This is a genomic window from Synechococcus sp. UW105 (assembly GCF_900473935.1).
In the GTDB taxonomy this organism is placed as follows: Bacteria; Cyanobacteriota; Cyanobacteriia; order PCC-6307; family Cyanobiaceae; genus Synechococcus_C.
In genome coordinates this window covers 1-22,516 of sequence record NZ_UCNN01000027.1, presented here as the reverse complement: position 1 = coordinate 22,516, position 22,516 = coordinate 1, and the positions used below count along the sequence as shown (strand labels likewise).

Below are 22,516 nucleotides of genomic sequence, written 5' to 3'. Positions count from 1 at the left end.
TCCGGCTAGCGTCCGAGCCATGGTTTCGCCGCCGCCGCCACCCGCACCGATCCCCGAAGTCCGTGCCGTTGGCCCCATCCAGGGCTCAAGCTTGCGCCTGGCCGGATCCGAGATCACAACGCCCTGGCTTTGGATCGGCACTGATCGTCAAAAGCCCGACCAGATCTGGCTGCCTCTGGATGTCCTCGTCGCCCGTTTCGGTTTCCAGCGAAACAACGCTAGAGAGGGTGAGGAGCTCGAATGGTATGGGCACAAGGCATCGCTTCGGAGCTTGACCCAGCGCTCGATTGATGACGAAGTCGCCATCGAGGTGAGTGGTTGGCTGAGCGCCGTAGGCGTGAAGCTCGAGCGAACCGGCGACACCCTCGCCATCAGACTTCCGGCTCCCAAGGTGATCCGCCTACGCAGAGGCAAAGGCAGCACCGCGAACCGGCTGGTGATGGATCTCAATGGACCGGCCTTGCTGCAAAGGGAGGGCAACGATCTCGTCCTTGGACTCCGTTCAACCCCAACGCAGGACGGGCAGCTGCGGGCGATGGGGTTACGTCCGAAGCGAAGTCGTAGCAGCCTGACCCTGAGCGGCCAGAGCACGACCCTGTCAACTCTGACCCTGGCCCGCCCATGGCGGATCGTTCTGGACGGTCTAAGCAGCGGGAACCGGGGTGCTGCGATCGGTCGCGACCCACTGGCGGCGCCCTTGCTCAACCCTGCGATTCAGAGCTTCGTGCGGCAAGGGCTGGTCCTGGACAAACGGGTGGTGAAGGTGGGAGTCAAGCCACTACTCATCTACCGAGTGGGAACCGATCCCAACAGTCAGGGGCTAGAGCTACGCCCACTCGCACCGAGGAGTGGTCAACAGGGGCTCCGCTTCCTGAACCAACTCGCCCAACCTGCTGGCGCCGTGTTCGCGATCAACGGAGGATTTTTCAACCGCATCCGCCAATTACCCCTTGGAGCGGTGAGAATCGACGGCAACTGGCTTTCCGGGCCGATTCTCAACCGCGGAGCGATCGGCTGGAACGGTACAAACCGTCTTTACTTTGGCCGTCTGCGCCTCAATCAAGAACTGATTGTTGAAGGCGGGCAGCGCTGGGGCCTCGGCCATCTGAACAGTGGCTATGTGCAGCGCGGACTGAGCCGCTATGACCACGCCTGGGGCCCTGTTTATCGAGCCTTGAGCGGGAGAGAGCAGGCGATCACCGTCATTGACGGAGACGTTCGTTCTCTGCACAACAACGCCGCACTGACAAGAGGGGTGCCAATCCCTCTCAAAGGAGACTTGGTCGTGGCCCGTGGTGGCGCACCGGTGCCGGCCCGCCCTGGCCAACGGGTCACGATCCGCACCAGCAGCTCAAATCCTGTGGGCGATCAGCCTCAGGTACTCGGAGGAGGCCCCCTCTTGCTGCAAAACGGTCGTGTGGTTCTCAACGGTCGCCAGGAAGGCTTCAGCGCCGGCTTCCTCGCCCTGTCAGCACCGCGGACGGTGGTTGCTCAGGACAAAGAGCGTCTCTGGCTCATGACACTGAAAGGAGCTGGCAGCAGCGATCCAACCCTGCTGGAGAGCAGCCTGGCTCTGCGCCAGCTGGGCATCACCGATGCCCTCAACCTGGATGGCGGCAGCTCCACTTCCCTATTGGTGGCCAACCGTCTGGTGATGACCGGTCGCGGTATGGCCCCCAGAGTGCAGAACGGCCTTGGGCTGGTGCCAAAATGACGCGGATGTCTGTCTGACACCAGTCCAATGGGCGCCACTCTGCAGATCACTCCATCCGCAGCAGCAGAGCTCGGCCGCCAGGCTGCTGTTGCTGGCACAGCCGGACAGATGCACCTCGATCTGGTGTCTGGGCACTGCGAACGTCATGTGATCCGACTTCAGCCGGGTTCTCTGGGGGGGGTGCCTGTGGCCCGCGGCGACGGGCTCACCCTGCATGCTCCCGCCGCGCAGGTGAGCGAGCTGGGAGGCCTCTGCCTCGACTACCGCAGCGATCTAAGTGGTGGTGGCTTCCTGATCACAGCCCGCAGCGGAATCCGCAACTGCGCCTGCGGCAGCGCCTTCACTCGCCTGTAAGGAAAGGGGCAGGCGACCCGGTATGGTGGTGGATTGTCGAATCAGGTCGGGACTCCGACCGCAAACCGACCGTCGATGCCAACCATCCAACAGCTGATCCGTAACGAACGCCAGAGCGTCAAGGCGAAGACCAAATCGCCCGCTCTTCGTTCCTGCCCTGAGCGCCGGGGGGTATGCACACGTGTGTACACCTCCACTCCGAAGAAACCCAACTCGGCCCTGCGCAAGGTGGCCCGTGTGCGCCTGACCTCAGGTTTTGAAGTCACGGCCTATATCGGCGGCATCGGCCACAACCTCCAGGAGCACTCTGTGGTTCTGATTCGCGGTGGCAGGGTCAAAGACCTTCCCGGTGTTCGGTACCACATCATTCGCGGCACCCTCGACACCGCCGGCGTCAAGGACCGACGTCAATCTCGCTCCAAGTACGGCGCCAAGACGCCCAAGGAATGATGCGTGAGGGCGTGCACCCCAAGCGCTCCCAATCCATCCATTTGCAGTATCCATTTCCCATCCACTGACAGTTCATGTCACGCCGTAACGCCGCCGTCAAGCGCCCGATCCTTCCCGATCCTCAGTTCAATAATCGCCTGGCCACAATGATGGTGGCCCGCCTGATGAAGCACGGGAAGAAGTCCACTGCGCAGCGGATTTTGTCTGATGCCTTTGGCCTAATCACCGAGCGCACCGGGGGCGATCCGGTCGAACTGTTCGAAACCGCAGTCAAGAATGCAACTCCCTTGGTTGAGGTCCGTGCCCGGCGAGTGGGCGGTGCGACCTACCAGGTGCCGATGGAAGTTCGCCAAGAGCGCGGCACGGCCATGGCCCTGCGCTGGCTGGTGAGCTTCTCCCGCTCCCGCAACGGCCGCAGCATGGCTCAGAAGCTGGCCGGCGAACTGATGGATGCCGCCAATGAGGCTGGCAATGCCGTTCGCAAGCGCGAAGAAACCCACAAGATGGCCGAAGCCAACAAGGCCTTCGCCCACTACCGCTACTGATCCCCAGTCGTCCCGGAAGCCACTGAGTTCAGGGACGGACCTGTAGGATCTCCACCGCCTTTTTACGCCCCACCCCGGAGTTTTTTGTGGCTCGCGCCTTTCCCCTGGAACGCGTCAGAAATATTGGTATCGCCGCCCACATTGACGCGGGCAAAACCACCACGACCGAACGGATTCTGTTCTATTCCGGTGTGGTGCACAAGATCGGCGAGGTGCACGACGGTGCAGCTGTCACCGATTGGATGGCCCAAGAGCGTGAGCGGGGCATCACCATCACCGCCGCTGCGATCTCCACCAGTTGGAACGACCATCGGATCAATATCATTGATACCCCTGGTCACGTGGACTTCACCATTGAGGTGGAGCGTTCCATGCGGGTTCTCGACGGTGTGATCGCCGTCTTCTGTGCAGTGGGTGGTGTTCAACCCCAGTCAGAGACTGTCTGGCGTCAAGCCGACCGTTACTCCGTGCCCCGCATGGTGTTCGTCAACAAGATGGACCGCACCGGCGCCGACTTCCTGAAGGTCCATGGCCAAATCAAGGATCGTCTCAAGGCCAACGCCGTACCGATCCAGCTTCCGATCGGTGCTGAAGGTGAGCTGAGTGGAATCATCGACCTGGTGGCCAACCAGGCGCATATCTACAAAGACGATCTCGGCCAAAACATCGAAGTCACCGATGTTCCTGCCTCCATGAAGGATGAGGTAGATGAGTGGCGCAACGTGTTGATGGAAACAGTTGCGGAAAACGATGAGACTCTGATCGAGAAATTCCTTGAAACCGGAGAGCTCAGTATTGAAGAGCTCAAGCGCGGCATCCGCGAAGGCGTCTTGAAGCATGGTTTGGTGCCTGTGCTCTGCGGCTCAGCCTTCAAGAACAAAGGAGTTCAGCTAGTTCTCGACGCCGTTGTTGATTACCTGCCGGCTCCTGTTGACGTTCCACCGATTCAAGGTTTGCTTCCCAACGGCAAAGAAGCCGTTCGACCTTCCGACGACAAAGCCCCTTTCAGCGCCCTCGCCTTCAAGGTGATGGCCGATCCCTACGGCAAGCTCACCTTTGTGCGGATGTACTCGGGTGTCCTTGAGAAGGGCAGTTACGTCCTGAACTCCACCAAAGACAGTAAAGAGCGCATCTCGCGCTTGGTGGTGCTCAAGGCGGACGACCGCGAAGAGGTTGATGCACTTCGAGCCGGAGATCTGGGAGCTGTGCTCGGCCTGAAGGCCACCACCACCGGCGACACACTCTGTGCTGTTGACGACCCGATCGTTCTCGAGACCCTGTTCGTTCCCGAACCGGTGATCTCCGTTGCGGTTGAACCGAAGACCAAGGGTGACATGGAGAAACTCTCCAAAGCCCTGGTGTCTCTGGCCGAGGAAGATCCAACCTTCCGCGTGCGCACCGACTCTGAAACAGGTCAGACCGTGATCGCTGGCATGGGCGAACTGCACCTGGAAATCCTTGTCGACCGGATGCTCCGTGAATTCAAGGTGGAGGCCAACATCGGCGCGCCTCAGGTGTCCTACCGCGAAACCATCCGTGCCTCGTCACGGGGCGAGGGCAAGTTCTCCCGCCAGACCGGCGGTAAGGGTCAGTACGGCCACGTGGTGATCGAAATGGAGCCGGGCGAGCCTGAATCCGGCTTCGAATTTGTCAACAAGATTGTTGGCGGCGTCGTTCCCAAGGAATTCATCAAGCCCTCCGAAATGGGCATGAAGGAAACATGCGAATCCGGCGTGATTGCAGGCTTCCCGATGATCGACGTGAAAGTCACCATGGTCGATGGTTCATATCACGATGTGGACTCATCGGAAATGGCGTTCAAAATCGCCGGTTCGATGGCTTTCAAAGATGCGGTCAAGAAGTGCAATCCTGTGCTGCTTGAACCGATGATGAAGGTCGAGGTTGAGGTCCCCGAGGATTTCCTTGGCTCGGTCATTGGCGACCTCTCCTCCCGTCGAGGCCAGGTCGAAGGTCAGGCGATTGACGATGGCACGTCAAAGGTCTCGGCCAAGGTACCCTTGGCTGAGATGTTCGGCTACGCCACCGAGCTCCGATCCATGACCCAGGGTCGGGGTATTTTCTCGATGGAATTCAGCCACTATGAGGATGTTCCTCGCAATGTGGCAGAGGCCATCATCTCCAAGAATCAGGGCAATTCCTGATCTCTACCCCCCCTTAAATCCACCCCCGATTCTTTAAACAAAATGGCTCGCGAGAAGTTCGAAAGGAACAAGCCCCACGTCAACATTGGCACCATTGGCCACGTTGACCACGGCAAAACCACCCTCACGGCTGCGATCACCAACGTGCTCGCCAAGAAGGGTCAAGCCGAAGTTCAAGACTATGCCGATATCGACGGTGCCCCCGAAGAGCGTGAGCGCGGCATCACCATCAACACCGCCCACGTCGAGTACGAAACCGATACCCGTCACTATGCCCACGTGGACTGCCCCGGCCACGCGGACTACGTCAAGAACATGATCACCGGTGCCGCCCAGATGGACGGCGCCATCCTGGTCTGCGCCGCCACAGACGGCCCGATGGCACAGACCAAGGAGCACATTCTTCTTGCCAAGCAGGTGGGCGTGCCTGCGCTGGTGGTGGCTCTGAACAAGTGCGACATGGTCGATGACGAAGAGATCATCGAACTGGTCGAAATGGAAATCCGTGAGCTGCTCTCCAGCTACGACTTCCCCGGTGACGACATCCCCGTCATCCAGGTCTCTGGCCTGAAGGCGATTGAAGGTGAAGCTGAGTGGGAAGCGAAGATTGAAGAGCTGATGGCTGCGGTGGATGCCAACATCCCCGAGCCTGAGCGCGAGGTCGACAAGCCCTTCCTGATGGCTGTCGAAGACGTGTTCTCCATCACTGGTCGCGGAACAGTCGCAACCGGTCGTATCGAGCGTGGCAAGGTCAAAGTTGGTGAGGAGATCGAAATCGTTGGCATTCGTGAACCTCGCAAAACCACCGTTACCGGTGTTGAGATGTTCAGGAAGCTCCTCGACGAAGGAATGGCTGGAGACAACTGCGGCCTTCTGCTCCGCGGTATCCAGAAAGAAGATATCGAACGCGGCATGGTGCTGGTGAAGCCCGGTTCGATCACGCCCCACACCAAATTCGAAGGTGAGGTCTACGTTCTAAAGAAGGAAGAAGGTGGCCGCCACACCCCCTTCTTTGCTGGCTACCGCCCGCAGTTCTACATTCGTACCACTGACGTGACCGGTCAGATCACTGCATTCACCGCCGATGACGGCAGTGCTGTTGAGATGGTGATGCCTGGTGATCGCATCAAGATGACCGGTGAGCTGATCTGCCCAGTGGCCATGGAAACCGGCATGCGCTTCGCTATCCGCGAGGGCGGTCGCACCATCGGCGCCGGCGTGGTCTCCAAAATCATCGAGTGATCACGATCGCTTGATTGAGGTGATGGGTGCGTCGTTCGCGACCCACCCATCCCTTACAGTTTTCAGCAACGGTGCTGCCCTCGTTGATGGCAGCGTCTGAACCTCGACAACTCACTCTCTCCGTTCCCTGCGGGAACCGTCTCTGCGCTTCCTATGTCCACCGCCATTGCTCAGCAGAAGATCCGCATCCGCCTGAAGGCGTTTGACCGCCGCATGCTGGATCTCTCCTGCGACAAAATCATTGAAACCGCCGACAACACGGCTGCAACCGCCATCGGTCCCATCCCCTTGCCGACAAAGCGCAAGATCTACTGCGTCCTGCGTTCTCCCCACGTGGATAAGGATTCTCGCGAGCACTTTGAGACCCGTACCCATCGCAGGATCATCGACATCTACAGCCCTTCGGCTAAAACGATCGACGCCCTGATGAAGTTGGATCTACCCAGTGGCGTTGACATCGAAGTCAAGCTCTGAGCTCTCCACGCCCTTTAGGCCAGCTGCCTAAAATCATCGTTCTCGGAATCCATCTCTAGTGGCTGACCTGTCCGTCAGAGAGTTACCCCTCTTCCCTCTGCCGGATATCGTCCTGTTCCCTAGGGACGTGTTGCCATTGCACATCTTCGAGTCTCGCTATCGAATGATGCTGCAGACCGTTTTGGAGGATGATCGCCGCTTCGGTGTGGTGCGCTGGAACCCGAACACTCAGACCATGGCATCGATTGGATGCTGCGCTGAGATCCTTCAGCATCAGACATCAGATGATGGCCGGAGCAATATTGTCACCCTCGGCCAGCAAAGGTTCCGCGTGCTTGACGTGGTCCGTGAGGCCCCCTACAGGACGGCAATGGTGAGTTGGATCGAAGACGATCCTGTCGAGGACCGCGACCAGCTCACAGAACTTGCCCAGAACGTCAGCCAAGCCCTCAGAGATGTTGTGGAACTGACTGGCAAACTCACCGACTCGCCAGCAGCACTGCCTGAAGACCTACCTGAACTGCCGCGAGAGTTGTCGTTCTGGATTGGGGCCCATCTCGGTGGACCAGTCGCTGAACAACAGCAAGAGCTACTCGAACTCACTGATACCAGCGAGCGCCTGAAGCTGGAATTCGAGATGCTCGATGAGACCCGGCGTCAGCTTGCCGCTCGCACCGTGCTGCGCGACACCCTGGCCAACGTCGACTGATGAATACCTCAGCTGTGCTCGGGGTCGCCGTAGCCCTGTCTGTTGCGATCGTTGCTGGCGTGGTCGTTTGGACCAAGCGCAATCGCGCCTATCACTCGAGCGACAGTGTGGCGGCGGCCTACGACGCCTGGACAAACGATCGCCTGCTGGAATCTCTTTGGGGTGAGCATGTGCACCTCGGTCACTATGGTGACCCGCCACGTCAACGCGATTTCCGAGACGCCAAGGCCGACTTCGTGCATGCCCTTGTGCACTGGAGTGGTCTCGACCAACTCCCCGCAGGCTCCAGCGTGCTCGACGTGGGGTGTGGGATCGGCGGCAGTGCACGGATCCTCGCCCGCGATTACGGCTTTAACGTGCTCGGGATCAGCATCAGCCCAGCACAGGTCGCCAGAGCCACAGCCTTGACCCCAGAGGCAAGCACCTGCCGCTTTGCCGTGATGGATGCGCTCGATCTGAAACTGGATGATCAGCAGTTCGATGCCGTCTGGAGCGTTGAGGCAGGGCCTCACATGCCTGACAAGCAGCGCTATGCCGATGAGCTGCTGAGGGTCTTGAAATCTGGCGGAACTCTGGCAGTCGCGGACTGGAACCGGCGAGACCCAAGCGATGGCGAGATGAACGCAATCGAACGCTCGGTGATGCACCATCTCCTCACCCAATGGGCCCATCCCGAGTTCTCCAGCATCAAGGGGTTTCACCACAACCTGGTGGCGAGCATCCACCAACGCGGAGCGATTCAGGTGGATGATTGGACCAAGGCCACCCTCCCCTCCTGGATCGATTCGATCGCCGAAGGGGTCCGCCGCCCTGGAGTGGTCCTGCGGCTAGGACCATCGGCCTTATTCCAAGGCTTGAGAGAGACTCCAACCTTGCTGCTGATGCATTGGGCCTTCGCGACCGGGCTGATGCAGTTCGGTGTCTTCCGCAGCTCTCGAGGCCAAACCTGATTCGATCGATACTCCGCAAAGCTGTGGTTAAACCTGTCGTTGAGAAACCTCTTAGGCCAGAGCCCATCTGCGATCCCAGTGATGGGGAACTGCGGGTGAGCTGGGCGCATTACCACCGTCTGATTGAACATCTCGCCCTGCAGCTGCTGCACTCCGGACACAGCTTTGATCAGGTCGTCGCCCTCTCTAGAGGGGGGCTACGGGTGGGAGACACGCTCTCCCGTCTGTTCAAGCGGCCCCTGGTGATCATGGCCGCCAGCAGCTATGGGGGAGGGAATGGCCGTGCGCAGGAAGAACTCAGGATTGGGAACCAGCTAGCCCACACCTGCGAGGCCCTCGGCCCGAAGCTGCTACTGGTGGACGACCTGGTCGACAGTGGTGACACCCTGCATGCATCCCGACACTGGCTTCAGGAGACTCTGCAACCGGAGTTGATCAAAACCGCAGTGCTTTGGCTCAAAACGAGCAGCCGGATAAAGCCCGACTTCTGGGCCATGGAACTGCCCGGCAATCCTTGGGTTGTACAACCGTTCGAACGATGGGAACACTTGCACCCAAGCCAACTGCAACCCCTTCCTGAGGGATCGGGCGACGCAAAATGAGCTCCAGTCAGCTTTCCTCCAATTCGCTACTGGGATAGGCACCAAAGTGGGCCAGATGCTCACAAAGGGGGAGAAGTCTTTGCGTGAGCTGATGCAGCAATGTCCCCCCCCCGTCGGGCAGCTCCACATCCACAAAGAACACATACTCACCGAGCTCACGCTTTGAGGGCCGCGATTCAATCCGACTCATATTCATGGCCAGGTCTGCCACTGCCGCAAGAGCCTCGAGAAGGGCTCCAGGTGCATTGCGATGCAGGGAGAAGGCCAGGCTGGCAACGTCTCCATCCTGACGTCGCTCCCCTCGCTGTAAGAACAGAAAACGAGTGCAGTTACCGGGTGCATCATTGATCGGAAACGCCAGCTCCGACAGCTCGCCCTGCTGATGGAGCGAATGACTGGCAATCGCGGCGCGGAAGCGACTTCCCTGCACCATCCGAGCCGCCTCAGCGGTGGAGGTGGTCGCTAGCTGCAGGGCATCGGGCAGGTGTTTGGCAAGCCAACCACTGCACTGAGCGAGGGCCTGGGGATGGGACAACACCTCTGAGATCTCTTCAAGCCGGCCGCTGCTCAGCAACGCATGGCGGATTGGCAGCACTAGGGCACGACGGATGCAGAGATCGGGATTGGACCAGAGCGCATCAAGGCTGGCGGTGACGCCGCCCTCAACGGAGTTCTCAACCGGCACGACAGCCGCATCACAGCGCCCATCCGCCACATGCTCCACAACGGAACGCAAACCAACACAGGGCACAAGCTGGGCATGCTCCAATCCTTCCAGCCTCAGCAACGCAAGGGCCGCACGCTCTCCGTAGGTGCCCTCGGGGCCAAGGAATGCCACTGAGTTCGGCATCGGTAGGCGCACAAACACTCGATAGGATCATGCCGCGTCAGCCAACGCCCATGCCTCTGGCCTTCAGCGCCAGCCAGCAGCTTGATCTGCCGGTACAAGCCGAGATTGATCGCCTGCCGGACTATCTGCAGGAAGAGGATCGGGTGGTGAAGGCTTTGCTCGATCCCAGCCAGCTCTCCCTGATCCAACCGGGTCATTACCGCTACACGGTGACCACCATTCAGGTTTTCCAGTTGCAGGTCAAACCTGTGGTGTCTCTGGAAGTGCTCCGGGAGGGACAGACCCTGATCATGCGAGCGGTCGATGCCCAGCTTGAAGGGCTCGGTTTGGTCGACGATTTTCAACTCAGCCTGGAATCTGTTCTGGAAGCCAGCAGCACGGGCCTCAAAGGCGTTGCCACTCTCGGAGTCGCGGTCAGCCAGCCACCGCTGCTGCGCCTGATCCCGCGCAAGGTGCTGGAAAGTACTGGGGAATCAATCCTCAATGGAATCCTGCTCACCATCAAAGGAAGAGTTGGTCGCCAGCTTGTCTGTGATTTCAAGCAATGGTGCGCCTCCACCAGCGTCGACTGAACGCGCGGTTCAGCCGAGCGGCGGCAACACCTTCTTCAGAAACGAACGCCGATGCATCGCTGTTGGGCCTTGAGAGAGCAGGGCTTGGCGATGAATGGCCGTTCCATATCCGGCATGGCGTTCCAGCCCATACGAGGGGAATCGTTCCGCCAAGCGTCGGATCAGTGCATCCCGGGCCTCCTTCGCCAGCACGCTTGCGGCCGCAATGGCCGCGTTGCTGCTATCACCGCGAACGATCGTCTGCTGCGGATGGGGCCAGAGTCGCAGAGGCAACACCCCATCGACCAGCACGAGTGCAGGCTGCAAGGGCAAACGCTGCAGGGCACGCAGCATGGCGAGCTCCGTGGCTGTGCGAATGCCATGGCCATCCACCTCTAGGGCAGAGGCCTGACCAAGCGCCCAGGCAGTCGCAGCACTTTCGATCAAAGGCACGAGCCGCGCCCGCTTTCGTGGAGTGAGCGCTTTGCTATCGGTGAGGCCCAACTGACGCAGTTCGATCGCTGCCTGGGTCGACAACACGACGGCTCCCGCGAAGACGGGGCCGAACCAGCAACCGCGACCCACCTCATCGACTCCTGCCTCCCAGGCCGTCATCAGTGGATCGCCCTTAATCAGCGACTGCAGCCGAGGAGCGACGACGACGACGACGCGGCTCCTGCTCTCCACTATCGGCTTCCGCCGGTTCTGCCTCAGGAGGAGATACTGCTGCTGTCGATTCAACGGCGGCAGTGGACAGGGTGGACTGAGGCGCAGGGCTCGGATCCACTGCAGGAATTGTGGCTTCTAGAGGTGTGATCTCAACCAGCAATGGGGCGGATGACTCGTCAGGCAGCGAAGCCTTGCCATTCGCATCGGAGGCAGCACTGGAACGGCCATTGCCACGACTCACTCCACGACCACCCCGGCGGCGACGGCGGCCGGAGCTGGTTGCCAGTTGCTGACGAGCCTGTTCCAGCACCGCTTCCTCGCTATCGCCTGGACGAACCACACGCACCATCAGGTTCTCGGTTTCTGGCGGATTCTCGAGAAGCAGAGCAGGGCTGAGGCCAAGCCAACCAAACACCTGCTCCTGGTCATCACTCATCGGAACGGCAACCAATTCAGGTTCCGGGCGACGCGTCGGTGCTTCGACTGCAGGGCTGACAGCGGGAACAGCCGCCTCGTCGATCGCTGTGTTGGACGGTTCAGCCGTTCCCTCCGACACCGCAGCCACTTGGGGGGCAGAGCGGCCACGACCACCCCGGCGGCGGCGGCTGCCACCTTCGCCAGCGGGGACGACTTCAGCGCGAGCCGATGCAGCCGAACGCACCATTCCGGAGGCGGTGGCTAAAGGCTGTAGGAGATCTTTCCCTGGCAAAACGGCGACATGGCCGAGTCCTCCGCAGCTGGGACAAGCCCGGCCAAACAGTTCATAGATGTTCTGCCCTTGGCGCTTGCGGGTGAGCTCCACCAGGCCGAGTTCGGAAAGCTGGGCGATCTGAGGGCGTGCAGCATCGTCACGGATGGCGGCGGTGAAGTGCTCCAGCAACTGCAACTGATCACGCCGTGAATCCATGTCGATGAAATCGACGATGATCACTCCACCGATGTTGCGCAGTTTGAGCTGACGAGCGATCTCAACAGCCGCCTCACAGTTGGTCCAGAGCACCGTCTCTCGAGCATTGGCGGAACGGGTGAACGAACCGGAGTTGACGTCGATCACCGTGAGCGCCTCCGTGGGCTCGATGATCACGTAGCCACCAGAAGGCAGATCAACTCGGGGCTTGAGGGCATCACGGATGGCCGCGTTGACCTTGAAGTGCTCCAGCAGCTCTGAGGGTTCGCTGTGGGCTTCCACCAACACATTGCTGTCGTCCTGTCCGAGGAACTCCTGCACCCGATCAACAGCCGCTGAATCATCGAGCACCACCCGCATCAGCTCAGGGGAGGCATGGTCCCGCAGGATGCGATGAATAAAATCCTCGTCACGATTCAGCAGCACAGGCGGAACAGCCGACTCGGCGGCCTTCTGAATCGCCTCCCACTGGCGAAGAAGAGCCTCAAGGTCATCGATCAGCAGTTCTTCACTGATCCCTTCGGCTTCGGTGCGGATCAGCAAGCCGGCCCCTGGCGGCTTGACCAGCACCCCAAGGGCCCGCAAACGGTTGCGTTCCCCTTCAGCGGCAATGCGGCGGGAGATATTCACACCCTGGCCACTCGGCTGCAGCACGAGATAACGGCCAGGCAAAGCAAGGTTGCCCGTCAACCGCGGCCCTTTGGTACCGGTGGGTTCCTTCATCACCTGCACCAGCACCTTCTGGCGGGGCTCAAGCAACTCGGTGATGCCTGCCGAGCCTTTTTTCAGGCGCAGGGGGCCGAGATCGGTGACATGAATGAAACCATTTTTCTCACTCTCACCAATGTTGACGAAAGCTGCATCAATTCCCGGCAGGACGTTCTCAACAGTGCCGAGATAAACGTCGCCGATCTGATACCGACCTTGGGCAACAATGAGTTCATCAACCCGTTCATCAGAGAGCAACGCTGCGATGCGCAGCTGCTCGGCGATGACAATCTGCTGAGGCATGGAAACGTTCAGGGATCGCCCACAGGGGCGTAAGTCCAGCCCATGACCAATTGGTCCAAGGGTTGGGTGAAAGGAAAGATTTGGGCCGAAGCCTTGGAATGAAGCGGAGCTAAAACTCCTCTGATTGGCACTCGGCTTCGACGCTGACGGGTCGAAGTACCGGAGGCGATGGGCCTCTCGTTCCTCAGGATCTGGGAAGTGAAAGGTCGGGACGTGGCAATGGCGATAACGCCCAAAGCCTTTCGTCTTGAAGTCAACTTAGCACCGGGCCCTTCCTGTTACTGCAGCAGCAGAGCGCTTCGTTGCACCTGCTCCAGTTGCAGCTCCATCCCCAGCTCCTCACTTAGCCAAGACTGAATCTGCAGCGGCTTGAGGCTGCGTCCCATTGGATCAATTGCGGCATGCAACTGCAACTCCACAGCATCAACGCCAGTGGGAGCAGGTTGCTCATGCTGATCGGGATGCAGCTGAAGATTGAGCAGAAATGGTCGGCAGTCCCGTTCACGCGGCCTTCCCTTCTTGTCGGTGTCCTTCCAGATCAACTGTTGCCCAGCCATTAAGGCCGTGCACCCCTTCTGAACCGCAGCCGCGAATCGAACCTCCGAAGCAGAATCCGAACCACTGAGCCGAGACAGCCTGAAGCCCCAAACAGCAGACTCCAGGCGTTGGGACAGGCTTGATTCCGACACCGGAACCACTTTGGCCGACAGCAATCGGAACTCGTTGGGCAGAGCCCTTTGCCAGAGCGTCATCACCTGCTCGGGATCGACCACGTCTAGAAACTCCAGATCCATCCATTCCCCATGGGCTTCCACACCAAGGGGGAGGGCCAGGGCCAGCTGCAGACGGGGCAGCGGATGGAAGCCTCCGGTGAAACTCACCGGCAAGCCTGTCCGACGCAGGGATCGCTCAAGCATGCGCACCACATCGAGATGACTGAGGAGAGCCATGGAGCCTGTCTTACTGAACTGAAAACGGATCCGGCAGACCCTTGCACTGCCGGGTGCCTGACTGGGCCGCTGGACTGGAATGCTCGGAGGGGGCACAACCACGTTGTGCCCCAAGTCAGGTCCGCAGACACCACAGCTGCTACAGCCATCAAAAGAACAGTCCGGCACCACTGCAGCTGCCAGTGCGCGCTGAAGGTCCTCCGCTAGCCAGGTCTTCTCAATGCCTGAATCGATGTGATCCCAGGGCAGTGGCTGGGAGCAAAAGCTCTCGAGATCGGCGGCACTCAAGGCATTGGCCGCTCCCCAGCCTCCAAGTTCCAGATCGCGATATCGCCCTTCCAGACCAGCAGCAGCAATGGCCTCCGTCCAAGCGGTGTAGGTGCGATCAAGCGCCTCAAACCAGGCATCCATGCCAGCTCCCGCCCGCCAGGCGGCTTCGATCACCGCTGCGAGACGTCGATCACCCCGACCAACAAAGTCTTCCATCGCCGACAACCGCACATCAGTGAAGTTGAAGCGCACGCCACGGAGGCGTCGCGCCGCATCCCGCAACAGCCTCTGACGGCGTTCGAACTCCGCCGTCGAAACGCTGTGCCACTGAAAGGGGGTGTGTGGCTTAGGGGTGAAATTACTGATGGTGATGTTGAGGGAGAGGCGACCCAGATCACGACAGCTCTGTTGAAGCATCACGCAGGTGTCGACGATGCCGAGCACATCGTCATCCGTCTCGCCTGGTAAGCCGATCATGAAGTAGAGCTTCACCTTGCGATAGCCGTTCTGCATCGCTGTGCGGATGCCGTTGAGCAAGTCATCGTCTGTCAGTCCCTTGTTGACGATGTCGCGCAGACGTTGGGTGCCCGCCTCGGGCGCGAAGGTCAGGCCAGCCTGACGCCCTCCTCCAAGGATGTGGGCAATGTCATCGTCGAAACGATCGACCCGCTGACTGGGCAATTGAAGGGTGACGTTCTGATCCGCTAAGCGGTTGCGCAGCTCCACACCAACGGCTGGGAGAGCCAGATAATCGCTGCAGCTGAGCGAAAGCAGGGAGAAATCGCTGTATCCGGTGCGCTTCATCCCGGTCTCCACTGCTTCGATCACGGCCTCCGGCTCCACATCCCGGGCTGGCCGGGTCAACATGCCGGGCTGACAAAAGCGGCAGCCCCGGGTGCAACCGCGCCTGATCTCAACGGTGAGCCGGTCATGCACCGTCTCCACATGGGGCACAAGGCCCATCGCGTAATGGGGCATCGGCGTGGCCACCCGCCGCAACGGACGACGAGGGAGATCCGGATGCAGTGGCTCGACCGTCACCCCATCCTTTCCTGGGGCATACAGAGACGGCACATAGACACCAGGCACCTGGGCCAAGTCATGGAGCAGGCGTGAGCGCTTCCAATTTTCAGCCTTGGCCTCGGCCACCACCAGACCGATCTCAGGCAGAAGCTCTTCACCATCTCCCAGGGCAAAGAAATCGAAAAAGGCCGCATAGGGCTCGGGGTTGCTGGTCGCAGTGGGACCACCCGCAAAGATCAGAGGAGGAGCCTGAGGATCACCAAGAGGCAGGTCTCCACGATCACAGGCCCGCTGCGGAACCCATGCCAAATCAAGCATCTCCAGGATGTTGGTGGCGCCGAGTTCGTAGCTGAGACTGAAACCAAGAATGTCAAAGGCCGGCAGCGGTCGACGGCTCTCGACGGCGAACAACGCCTGCTGCCGCTCCCGCAGACGTGTCGCCAGGTCAGCTGCTGGCAAATAAGCGCGATCACAAAGCTGCCCCGGCACAGCATTGAGAATCGAATAAAGGATGATGTGGCCCAGATTGCTGGAGCCCACCTCATAGATCTCTGGATAGGTGAGAGCCCAGCGAACTCTTGCCGCAAACCAATCGCGGGGCTCCACCCCTAGTTCATGCCCCATATAGCGGGCAGGACGATTAATGCCTGAATCAACCAGACTGCTGAAATCGACTGGCTCCAGGCTCGGAGACGCGACGGTCATGGCCAGCGGGGCAGTGACTCCATCGTAAGAAGCCAAGGGAAGCCGACGTCAAGCCACGTCGCATAGCAGGATGCCCGGCAAGACACCAAGTGATTCCGTGGTTCAGGTCAACAGCAACTACCTCAAACTCAAGGCTGGTTATCTCTTCCCAGAGATCGCCCGTCGCGTCAAAAGCTTCAGCGAGGCCAATCCCAATTCGGGCCTCATTCGCCTGGGCATCGGCGATGTAACCGAACCCCTGCCGCTCGCCTGCCGCGAAGCGATGAAGGCCGCCATCGATGAGATGGGCACCAATGCAGGCTTCCACGGTTACGGCCCCGAACAGGGGTACGGCTGGCTGCGTGACGCAATCGCCAAACACGATTTTCAGGCTCGCGGTTGCCAGATCAGCCCTGAGGAAATCTTTGTCTCTGACGGCTCGAAGTGTGACAGCAGCAACATCCTCGACATCCTTGGCAGTGGTAACCGCATCGCCGTCACCGATCCGGTGTACCCCGTCTATGTCGACAGCAATGTGATGGCCGGCCGCACTGGTGAAGCAGGTGATAACGGGCGTTACGGAGGCCTGAGCTATCTACCCATCAGCGCCGACAACGGCTTCGCAGCCCAGATCCCTAACGAACCGGTTGACCTGATCTATCTCTGCTTTCCAAACAACCCCACCGGTGCCGTCGCCACCAAGGAGCAGCTCAAAGCTTGGGTGGACTTCGCCCTCGCCAACGGCTCCCTGATCCTGTTTGATGCGGCCTACGAGGCCTTCATCCAGGACCCTGGTCTGCCGCATTCGATTTATGAGATCGAAGGAGCACGGGACTGTGCAATCGAATTCCGTTCGTTCTCCAAGAATGCAGGCTTCACAGGAACACGCTGCGCCTACACGGTGGTCCCCAAGGGACTGAAGGGCAAAGCAGACGATGGCTCGGAGGTTGAACTCTGGGGACTGTGGAACCGGCGCCAGAGCACCAAATTCAATGGTGTGAGCTACATCATCCAGCGCGGTGCCGAAGCTGTGTACTCCGACCAGGGCCAGCAGGAGATCAAGGCCCTGGTGAATTTCTACATGGAGAATGCGGCGATCATCCGCCGTGAACTCAGCGCAGCAGGCATCGAGGTTCACGGTGGTGAACATGCTCCTTACGTGTGGCTGAAGACTCCCTCAGGAATCGATTCCTGGGGTTTCTTCGATCATTTGCTCCAAAAGGCCAACGTGGTGGGAACCCCCGGCAGTGGCTTTGGTGCAGCCGGCGAAGGCTATTTCCGCCTCTCGGCCTTCAACAGCCGCGCCAATGTGGATGAGGCCATGCGCCGGATCCGTGCCCTTTGATCCCGTCTAAGGCGCAGAAGAGCAAGATCAGCAAAAACCACACACCGCCTGCCTTATCGAGGTGGGCGATGATCCACTGCAGACCAAGGACCAGTCCACGTCAGTGATCGGCCATGACGGCCGACAGAAGGATGTTTTTCACAGCGATCCCGAGACCCCCCATTTACATTGGGTTCCGTCCAAGCATCGTGGCCATGGCGGTGAATAGCACAAGCCCAGGCCCCGGCGGAGCTGCCGTTCTCGATAAGCAGACCGAGCGGGTGCGCAAGCGATCACCCCTCTACAAGGTGCTGCTGCATAACGATCCGCTCAACACCATGGAATATGTGGTCACCACCCTGCAGCAGGTGGTGCCTCAACTCAGCGAGCAAGATGCCATGGCCGTCATGCTCGAAGCCCACAACACCGGAGTTGGCTTGGTGATCGTGTGTGACCTCGAACCCGCAGAGTTCTATTGCGAGACCCTTAAAGCCAAAGGTCTCACCAGCACCCTCGAGCCGGAAAGCTGAGTGGGGAGACGCCCAGGGATGCCTGAACAGCCAGCCAACAACGCTGAGAACAACGAGCTGAGCCAGCACAGAGCTGAGATCGAGGCTGGCCTCGAGAGCAGCGAAGCTCCCAGCGGGGGCGGCACACGCAACGCAGGACCGCAACGAGCCAGACAACGGTTCCATCCAGGCTGGACGGCATGGCTGAAGCAACCCTCGAGCTGGATCCCCACCGTCACCCTGATCCCGATTCTGTATGGGCTGGGCTGGCTGGTGATGCAACCGGTCGCCCAACTACTTCCGGCACTGCCAACAGTGACCAGGGACCTGATGGGCACAGGGGTCAGCTTCGCGCTCTTACTACTGGTGCTGCCGAGCTGGGTGCGCATCCGCTGGGGCACGCGCCACCCCTGGCGAGAGCTGGGTTTGAGCGGCAGCAGAAAAGGTCCGCAGGGGAGTCGCGCCCTGCTCAATGGCCTGGGCTTGGCTGCGGCCCTGCTGCTTCTGATCAGCCTGATCAGCCTCGGAGGTCACTGGGGCTACTGGCTCGGCGATCTCACCCTGCCTGAACTGATCAACGCCGTATTGCTCGGCTTCGGGGTGGGATTCGTGGAAGAACTGCTATTCCGCGGTTGGCTTTGGGGAGAGCTGACGCTGCTGATCGGCTCGAGACGAGCGATGCCGATCCAAGCCCTTATTTTCAGCCTGGCGCACACCCGCTTCAACCTCGGGTTCTGGCCCATGCTTGGGCTCCTGCTGGGATTATTTCTGATGGGGATGGCCCTGGCGATGAGCCGCCGATTGCACCAGGGATCCCTTTGGGGATGCATCGGCTTACATGGCGGCCTGGTTGGAGGCTGGTTCGCCCTTCAGGCGGGCCTGATCCAATGGTCGCCTCAATCTCCGCTTTGGCTCACCGGCCCCGAGGCGAATCCCCTAGGAGGACTGGTCGGCATTCTGGCCATGATGGTGGTGCTGGCCTTTCAGCTCACAGCATTGGCCAAAGCAGCACGCCCCTGAACAGGAGCTCGCAGGGCTTGCTCCAAGGGAGCCTGACCGTAATCTCGCTCCAACAGATCCATCACAGTGCGGCCAAAGTTGCTGGGATCGCGATCAAAGGCCTCGAGACAGACCCGTCCGAAAACACTGCCCATTGGCTCGGGATTCCAGAGCAGCTTGCGAGCCGTCCAGGGCATCATGCTCATCGGGTTGTAACCAGGCTTGATCAGTCCCTGATCGAAGCCGTACTGCTCGAGATGGGTGTGGGGCTGAAGCCCGATGAAAAAGATTGCAGGCTCGACACGCTCTGCCCCAAAGATGCTCTCCATCGCCCGGTGGTAGGCGATCGTCTGGCGGATCGTTTCCGGACGTTCATCAATCACATTGAAGGAGTAATTCACCGAAACGTGATCTCGAAACCCTGCATCAGCGAGCATCTGGCAGCTTTCCAGCACGGTGCGCAGGTTGTACCCCATGCGCATCTTGCGCACGAGCTCCTGAGAACCAGAGGTGATGCCGATCTCGAAATAACTCATGCCGGTCTCCACCATCAGCTGGGCGAGCTCCGGATCAAGATTGTCGGCACGGATGTAGGCCGCCCAGCGAATGTCGGTCAATCCCTCCGCCTTAATCGCGCGTAGCAACTGCTTGGCATCCTCGATATAACGCCGAGCTGGAATAAATTGAGCATCGGTAAACCAAAACCCGCGCACGCCTCGGTCGTAGAGCTGACGCATCTCTTTCACGACTTCTTGCACCGGATTGAGGCGCACCTGCTTGCCCTCCACCACGGTGTAAACGCAGTAACAGCAATTGTGCGGACAACCACGCTTGGTTTGCACGCCAACGTAGAAGTCACCCCCCTCCAGATACCAGTCAAGCTGGGGCCAAATCGAAGCGATGTAGTCGTAATCGCAGGCGGTTTTCGGACGACTTTCAGGCTGTTCGTGAATCAAGCCAGGCCGTGGTCGATCGCCAACCACGAAGCAACGCTCGTGGTCCAGAGAGCCACCCGCAAGAAGCTTCTCGAGCAGGGGCTCACCTTCCCCCAGTGACACGATCGTGCCCTTGGGCAACGAACGTCCCAACTGCTCATAAAACACGCTGACTGCACCACCCCCGAGCACGGCCCGGGCCGCGGGGTGATGACGGCGGGCCCTGCCCAAACCCAACCGCACTAAGCGCTGGTTTCGCCACAGCTCACCGTAATGGCTAGTCATCAAGCGAAGTCCGCCCAAAGCCCCCCGCACACGCTTGAAGGGATTGCGGGCGTAAAACACCTCAAAGGAGTTCTGCAATGGATTGCCTCCGCGACCATCCACGGGCGCATAAATCTGAATATCGCGCCAAGAGAAAACCAGAAGAGTGGGACGAAACTGGTCCACAACCGTTGCCAACACTCGTGCCACATCGAGTACTGGTAGGGCCGCCAGATCGAGGATGCGCTGCGGGAGCCCCGGAAAACACTTGTGCAGATGATCGGCCAAATAGATCGGACCGATCGGAAAAATTGGATTGCAGGGAAGACGCACGAGGAGGACCCGCTCAGCGGCAGCCGCTCCGGATGATTCAGCTGAAGACGACGGTTCGAAAGCCATGCAGAGGGTCGCGGCGTCTCAGCAGCGGCTCAAACGTGAATTGACGCTAACAATCGTTCGACCAGATCAGCGTGCCGAGTCGACCCAGTGCCCTTGGCCAGCTGCCAGAGCATTCAGCAACGCCTCGACGGACGTCTGTTTCTGCTGACGACACTGCAATTGATTCATTTGTTGGATGGAACGAGACGCAGAAGGGCACAACAGCCCAATCTGGTTTCAACCACCACTGAGCGCCATGGGATTCTTCACGGCACTCACCGAGGCGATGACCAGTAGGCAGTCCCTACTGATCACCGGACTGGATCCCAACCCGGAGATGCTGCGCAACTGGGCGACCCCCCGAGGCCTGGGTGGGAGCTCACTACTGAGTCAAGCGCGGGCATGGTGCAAATTCGTGATTGAGGCCACCTCAGATCACGTTTGCGCCTACAAACCCAGCCTTGGCTTCTACCAAGCGATGGGATCAGCCGGCGTTGACCTGCTGATGGAGGTGCGCGAACTGTTACCTCCTGATCTGCCCCTGATCATCGACATCAAACACGGCGATCTCAACAGCTCAAGCGCCATCGCCGCCTATTTATTCCAAACCCTGCAGGCTGACGCAGTCACGCTCAATCCCTTTGCAGGACAAGACATTGCCGCTCCGTTCTTGCTCTATCCAGGCAAGGCTGTGGTGATCAATTGCCACAGTTCCAATCCGGCGGCCAGAAGCCTGCAGCACTACCCCGATGAGGAGCGGCCTCTGTATCTGATGGTGGTAGGCGAAAGTCAGCGATGGGGGACACCGGATCAACTTCTTCTCGAAGTCGGCACGAGCGATCCGACCATCCTCGGACGTGTTCGCAAGGCCGCCCCAGAGCGATTCGTGATGCTGCGATCTCTCTGGGGAGAAGAAGGCAATCTTGAGCGACTACTGGCCAGTGGGCTCAATGAGGCCGGGGATGGTCTCCTGCTGCCTCTGCCTCAGAGTCTTCTGAACGACAGCAACATCAGCGACCAGACAACCGCCCTGAAGCAACGGATCAATCGCATCCGCTCCGAGCATCTCGAGGCTCGAGTGGAACAAAGCCAGCTGCAATCTGTGCAATGCAGGATCTGGCCCCACGCCGATCAACCTTCAGCGCAGAGCGACACAGCAAATGGGGAGCCTTCAGCTCAAACAGGCACCGATCCGGAACTAAGGGATCTGATCATTGACCTGTTTGATATTCGCTGCCTGTTGTTTGGTGAATTCAAACAAGCCAGTGGAGCAATCCTCAATTACTACGTGGATCTGCGTCAGATCATCTCGGACCCAGCCCTCTTTCATCGCGTACTCGACTGCTATTCCCGGGTACTGCGAACGCTCAACTTCGACCGAATCGCAGGCATTCCCTACGGCTCCCTACCCACCGCCACCGGCCTCTCTCTCCAACTGCACAAGCCCCTGATCTATCCGCGCAAGGAGGTGAAAGCCCATGGCACCAGACGGCTCGTGGAAGGGGAATTCAACGCAGGGGACACAGTCGTGGTGGTCGACGACATCCTGATCTCAGGAGGCAGCGTGCTGGAGGGCATTGCCAAGCTCACATCCTCCGAGCTGAAGGTGAGCGATGTGGTCGTTTTCCTCGACCATGGTGGCCGGCATGACCCCCGCGCTAAGCAACGACTTCAGTCCGAAGGACTGCGGCTGCACGCGGTGCTCACGCTTGAAACGATCAGCACAGTGCTGGTCGAGACAGGACGCATCAGCACGTCCCAAGCGCAAGAGCTCAACGCCTGCAACAACTGATCAGCTCAGCTAATCAAAGCCATCAGAGCCGCTGAGGCTGAGCGCACCATGAATCAAGTTCACATTGCGCAAAAGTCCTTTACATTGACCAGGTCGGGAAACCGACTTTCTTTACAAGCCATTGGGCCCTGGCCCACCGGCGTTTTCCGTTCTCATGACCACCACCATCCAACAGCGCTCCGGCGCGACTGGCTGGCA

The 22,516-nt window shown here is 59.7% G+C and carries 20 protein-coding genes; 15 read left to right on the top strand and 5 right to left on the bottom strand.

The window, feature by feature from the left end:
* Positions 1-19: 19 nt before the first annotated feature.
* From DXY16_RS11085 to DXY16_RS11040, 10 genes are all read left to right on the top strand, one after another.
* The gene (locus DXY16_RS11085) at positions 20-1,714 is read left to right on the top strand and encodes a phosphodiester glycosidase family protein (protein WP_115121384.1); all 1,695 of its coding nucleotides are present in this window, start codon (positions 20-22) and stop codon (positions 1,712-1,714) included.
* Positions 1,715-1,741: 27 nt separating this feature from the next.
* The gene (locus DXY16_RS11080) at positions 1,742-2,068 is read left to right on the top strand and encodes an AIR synthase (RefSeq protein WP_115019332.1); all 327 of its coding nucleotides are present in this window, start codon (positions 1,742-1,744) and stop codon (positions 2,066-2,068) included.
* Between the two features lie 75 nt (positions 2,069-2,143).
* The gene (gene rpsL, locus DXY16_RS11075) at positions 2,144-2,518 is read left to right on the top strand and encodes a 30S ribosomal protein S12 (RefSeq protein ID WP_007099836.1); all 375 of its coding nucleotides are present in this window, start codon (positions 2,144-2,146) and stop codon (positions 2,516-2,518) included.
* Positions 2,519-2,592: 74 nt separating this feature from the next.
* Positions 2,593-3,063 carry a 30S ribosomal protein S7 gene (gene rpsG, locus DXY16_RS11070; RefSeq protein ID WP_115019335.1) on the top strand — a complete coding sequence of 157 codons (471 nt, stop codon included), beginning with the start codon at positions 2,593-2,595 and terminating at the stop codon, positions 3,061-3,063.
* Positions 3,064-3,149: 86 nt separating this feature from the next.
* Positions 3,150-5,225, top strand: a complete 2,076-nt coding sequence (gene fusA, locus DXY16_RS11065; RefSeq protein WP_115121277.1) for an elongation factor G — start codon at positions 3,150-3,152, stop codon at positions 5,223-5,225.
* Positions 5,226-5,267: 42 nt separating this feature from the next.
* Positions 5,268-6,467, top strand: coding sequence for an elongation factor Tu (tuf, locus tag DXY16_RS11060; RefSeq protein ID WP_115121276.1), 1,200 nt, complete (start codon positions 5,268-5,270; stop codon positions 6,465-6,467).
* Positions 6,468-6,620: 153 nt separating this feature from the next.
* The gene (gene rpsJ / locus DXY16_RS11055; RefSeq protein WP_006042265.1) at positions 6,621-6,941 is read left to right on the top strand and encodes a 30S ribosomal protein S10; all 321 of its coding nucleotides are present in this window, start codon (positions 6,621-6,623) and stop codon (positions 6,939-6,941) included.
* 58 nt (positions 6,942-6,999) lie between these two features.
* Complete coding sequence (locus DXY16_RS11050) at positions 7,000-7,650, top strand: LON peptidase substrate-binding domain-containing protein (RefSeq protein WP_115121275.1); 651 nt, start codon at positions 7,000-7,002, stop codon at positions 7,648-7,650.
* Positions 7,650-8,600 carry a methyltransferase domain-containing protein gene (locus DXY16_RS11045; RefSeq protein WP_115121274.1) on the top strand — a complete coding sequence of 317 codons (951 nt, stop codon included), beginning with the start codon at positions 7,650-7,652 and terminating at the stop codon, positions 8,598-8,600. The genes DXY16_RS11050 and DXY16_RS11045 overlap by 1 nt, the downstream gene beginning before the upstream one ends.
* 23 nt (positions 8,601-8,623) lie before the next feature.
* Complete coding sequence (locus tag DXY16_RS11040) at positions 8,624-9,202, top strand: phosphoribosyltransferase (RefSeq protein WP_198410758.1); 579 nt, start codon at positions 8,624-8,626, stop codon at positions 9,200-9,202.
* A 7-nt stretch (positions 9,203-9,209) separates the two neighbouring features.
* On the opposite strand, the gene pheA is transcribed toward DXY16_RS11040, so the two are convergent.
* Positions 9,210-10,052 carry a prephenate dehydratase gene (gene pheA / locus DXY16_RS11035; RefSeq protein ID WP_115121273.1) on the bottom strand — a complete coding sequence of 281 codons (843 nt, stop codon included), beginning with the start codon at positions 10,050-10,052 and terminating at the stop codon, positions 9,210-9,212.
* Between the two features lie 50 nt (positions 10,053-10,102).
* On the opposite strand from pheA, the gene DXY16_RS11030 reads away from it, so the two are divergent.
* Positions 10,103-10,624 carry a DUF1997 domain-containing protein gene (locus DXY16_RS11030; protein WP_244281663.1) on the top strand — a complete coding sequence of 174 codons (522 nt, stop codon included), beginning with the start codon at positions 10,103-10,105 and terminating at the stop codon, positions 10,622-10,624.
* Between the two features lie 9 nt (positions 10,625-10,633).
* On the opposite strand, the gene DXY16_RS11025 is transcribed toward DXY16_RS11030, so the two are convergent.
* The 3 genes from DXY16_RS11025 to DXY16_RS11015 form a co-directional block, all read right to left on the bottom strand.
* The gene (locus DXY16_RS11025) at positions 10,634-11,218 is read right to left on the bottom strand and encodes a ribonuclease HII (protein WP_115121271.1); all 585 of its coding nucleotides are present in this window, start codon (positions 11,216-11,218) and stop codon (positions 10,634-10,636) included.
* A gap of 13 nt (positions 11,219-11,231) precedes the next feature.
* Positions 11,232-13,190, bottom strand: coding sequence for an Rne/Rng family ribonuclease (locus tag DXY16_RS11020; protein WP_115121270.1), 1,959 nt, complete (start codon positions 13,188-13,190; stop codon positions 11,232-11,234).
* A 278-nt stretch (positions 13,191-13,468) separates the two neighbouring features.
* The gene (locus tag DXY16_RS11015; protein ID WP_115121382.1) at positions 13,469-16,138 is read right to left on the bottom strand and encodes a TIGR03960 family B12-binding radical SAM protein; all 2,670 of its coding nucleotides are present in this window, start codon (positions 16,136-16,138) and stop codon (positions 13,469-13,471) included.
* Between the two features lie 97 nt (positions 16,139-16,235).
* Between DXY16_RS11015 and DXY16_RS11010 the strand changes: the two genes are divergently transcribed.
* From DXY16_RS11010 to DXY16_RS11000, 3 genes are all read left to right on the top strand, one after another.
* On the top strand, positions 16,236-17,462 hold the full coding sequence (locus DXY16_RS11010; RefSeq protein ID WP_115121381.1) for an LL-diaminopimelate aminotransferase: 1,227 nt from the start codon (positions 16,236-16,238) through the stop codon (positions 17,460-17,462).
* A 194-nt stretch (positions 17,463-17,656) separates the two neighbouring features.
* Positions 17,657-17,971: an ATP-dependent Clp protease adapter ClpS gene (gene clpS / locus DXY16_RS11005; protein WP_115121380.1), complete on the top strand. Its 315-nt coding sequence runs from the start codon at positions 17,657-17,659 to the stop codon at positions 17,969-17,971.
* Positions 17,972-17,989: 18 nt separating this feature from the next.
* On the top strand, positions 17,990-18,970 hold the full coding sequence (locus tag DXY16_RS11000; RefSeq protein WP_371410910.1) for a CPBP family intramembrane glutamic endopeptidase: 981 nt from the start codon (positions 17,990-17,992) through the stop codon (positions 18,968-18,970).
* On the opposite strand, the gene DXY16_RS10995 is transcribed toward DXY16_RS11000, so the two are convergent.
* Positions 18,934-20,547, bottom strand: a complete 1,614-nt coding sequence (locus tag DXY16_RS10995; RefSeq protein ID WP_115121269.1) for a photosystem II high light acclimation radical SAM protein — start codon at positions 20,545-20,547, stop codon at positions 18,934-18,936. The genes DXY16_RS11000 and DXY16_RS10995 overlap by 37 nt on opposite strands.
* Positions 20,548-20,782: 235 nt before the next feature.
* On the opposite strand from DXY16_RS10995, the gene DXY16_RS10990 reads away from it, so the two are divergent.
* Positions 20,783-22,318 (top strand): bifunctional orotidine-5'-phosphate decarboxylase/orotate phosphoribosyltransferase, encoded by a 1,536-nt coding sequence (locus DXY16_RS10990; protein ID WP_115121378.1) that lies wholly within the window; start codon positions 20,783-20,785, stop codon positions 22,316-22,318.
* The last annotated feature ends 198 nt before the right edge of the window (positions 22,319-22,516 follow it).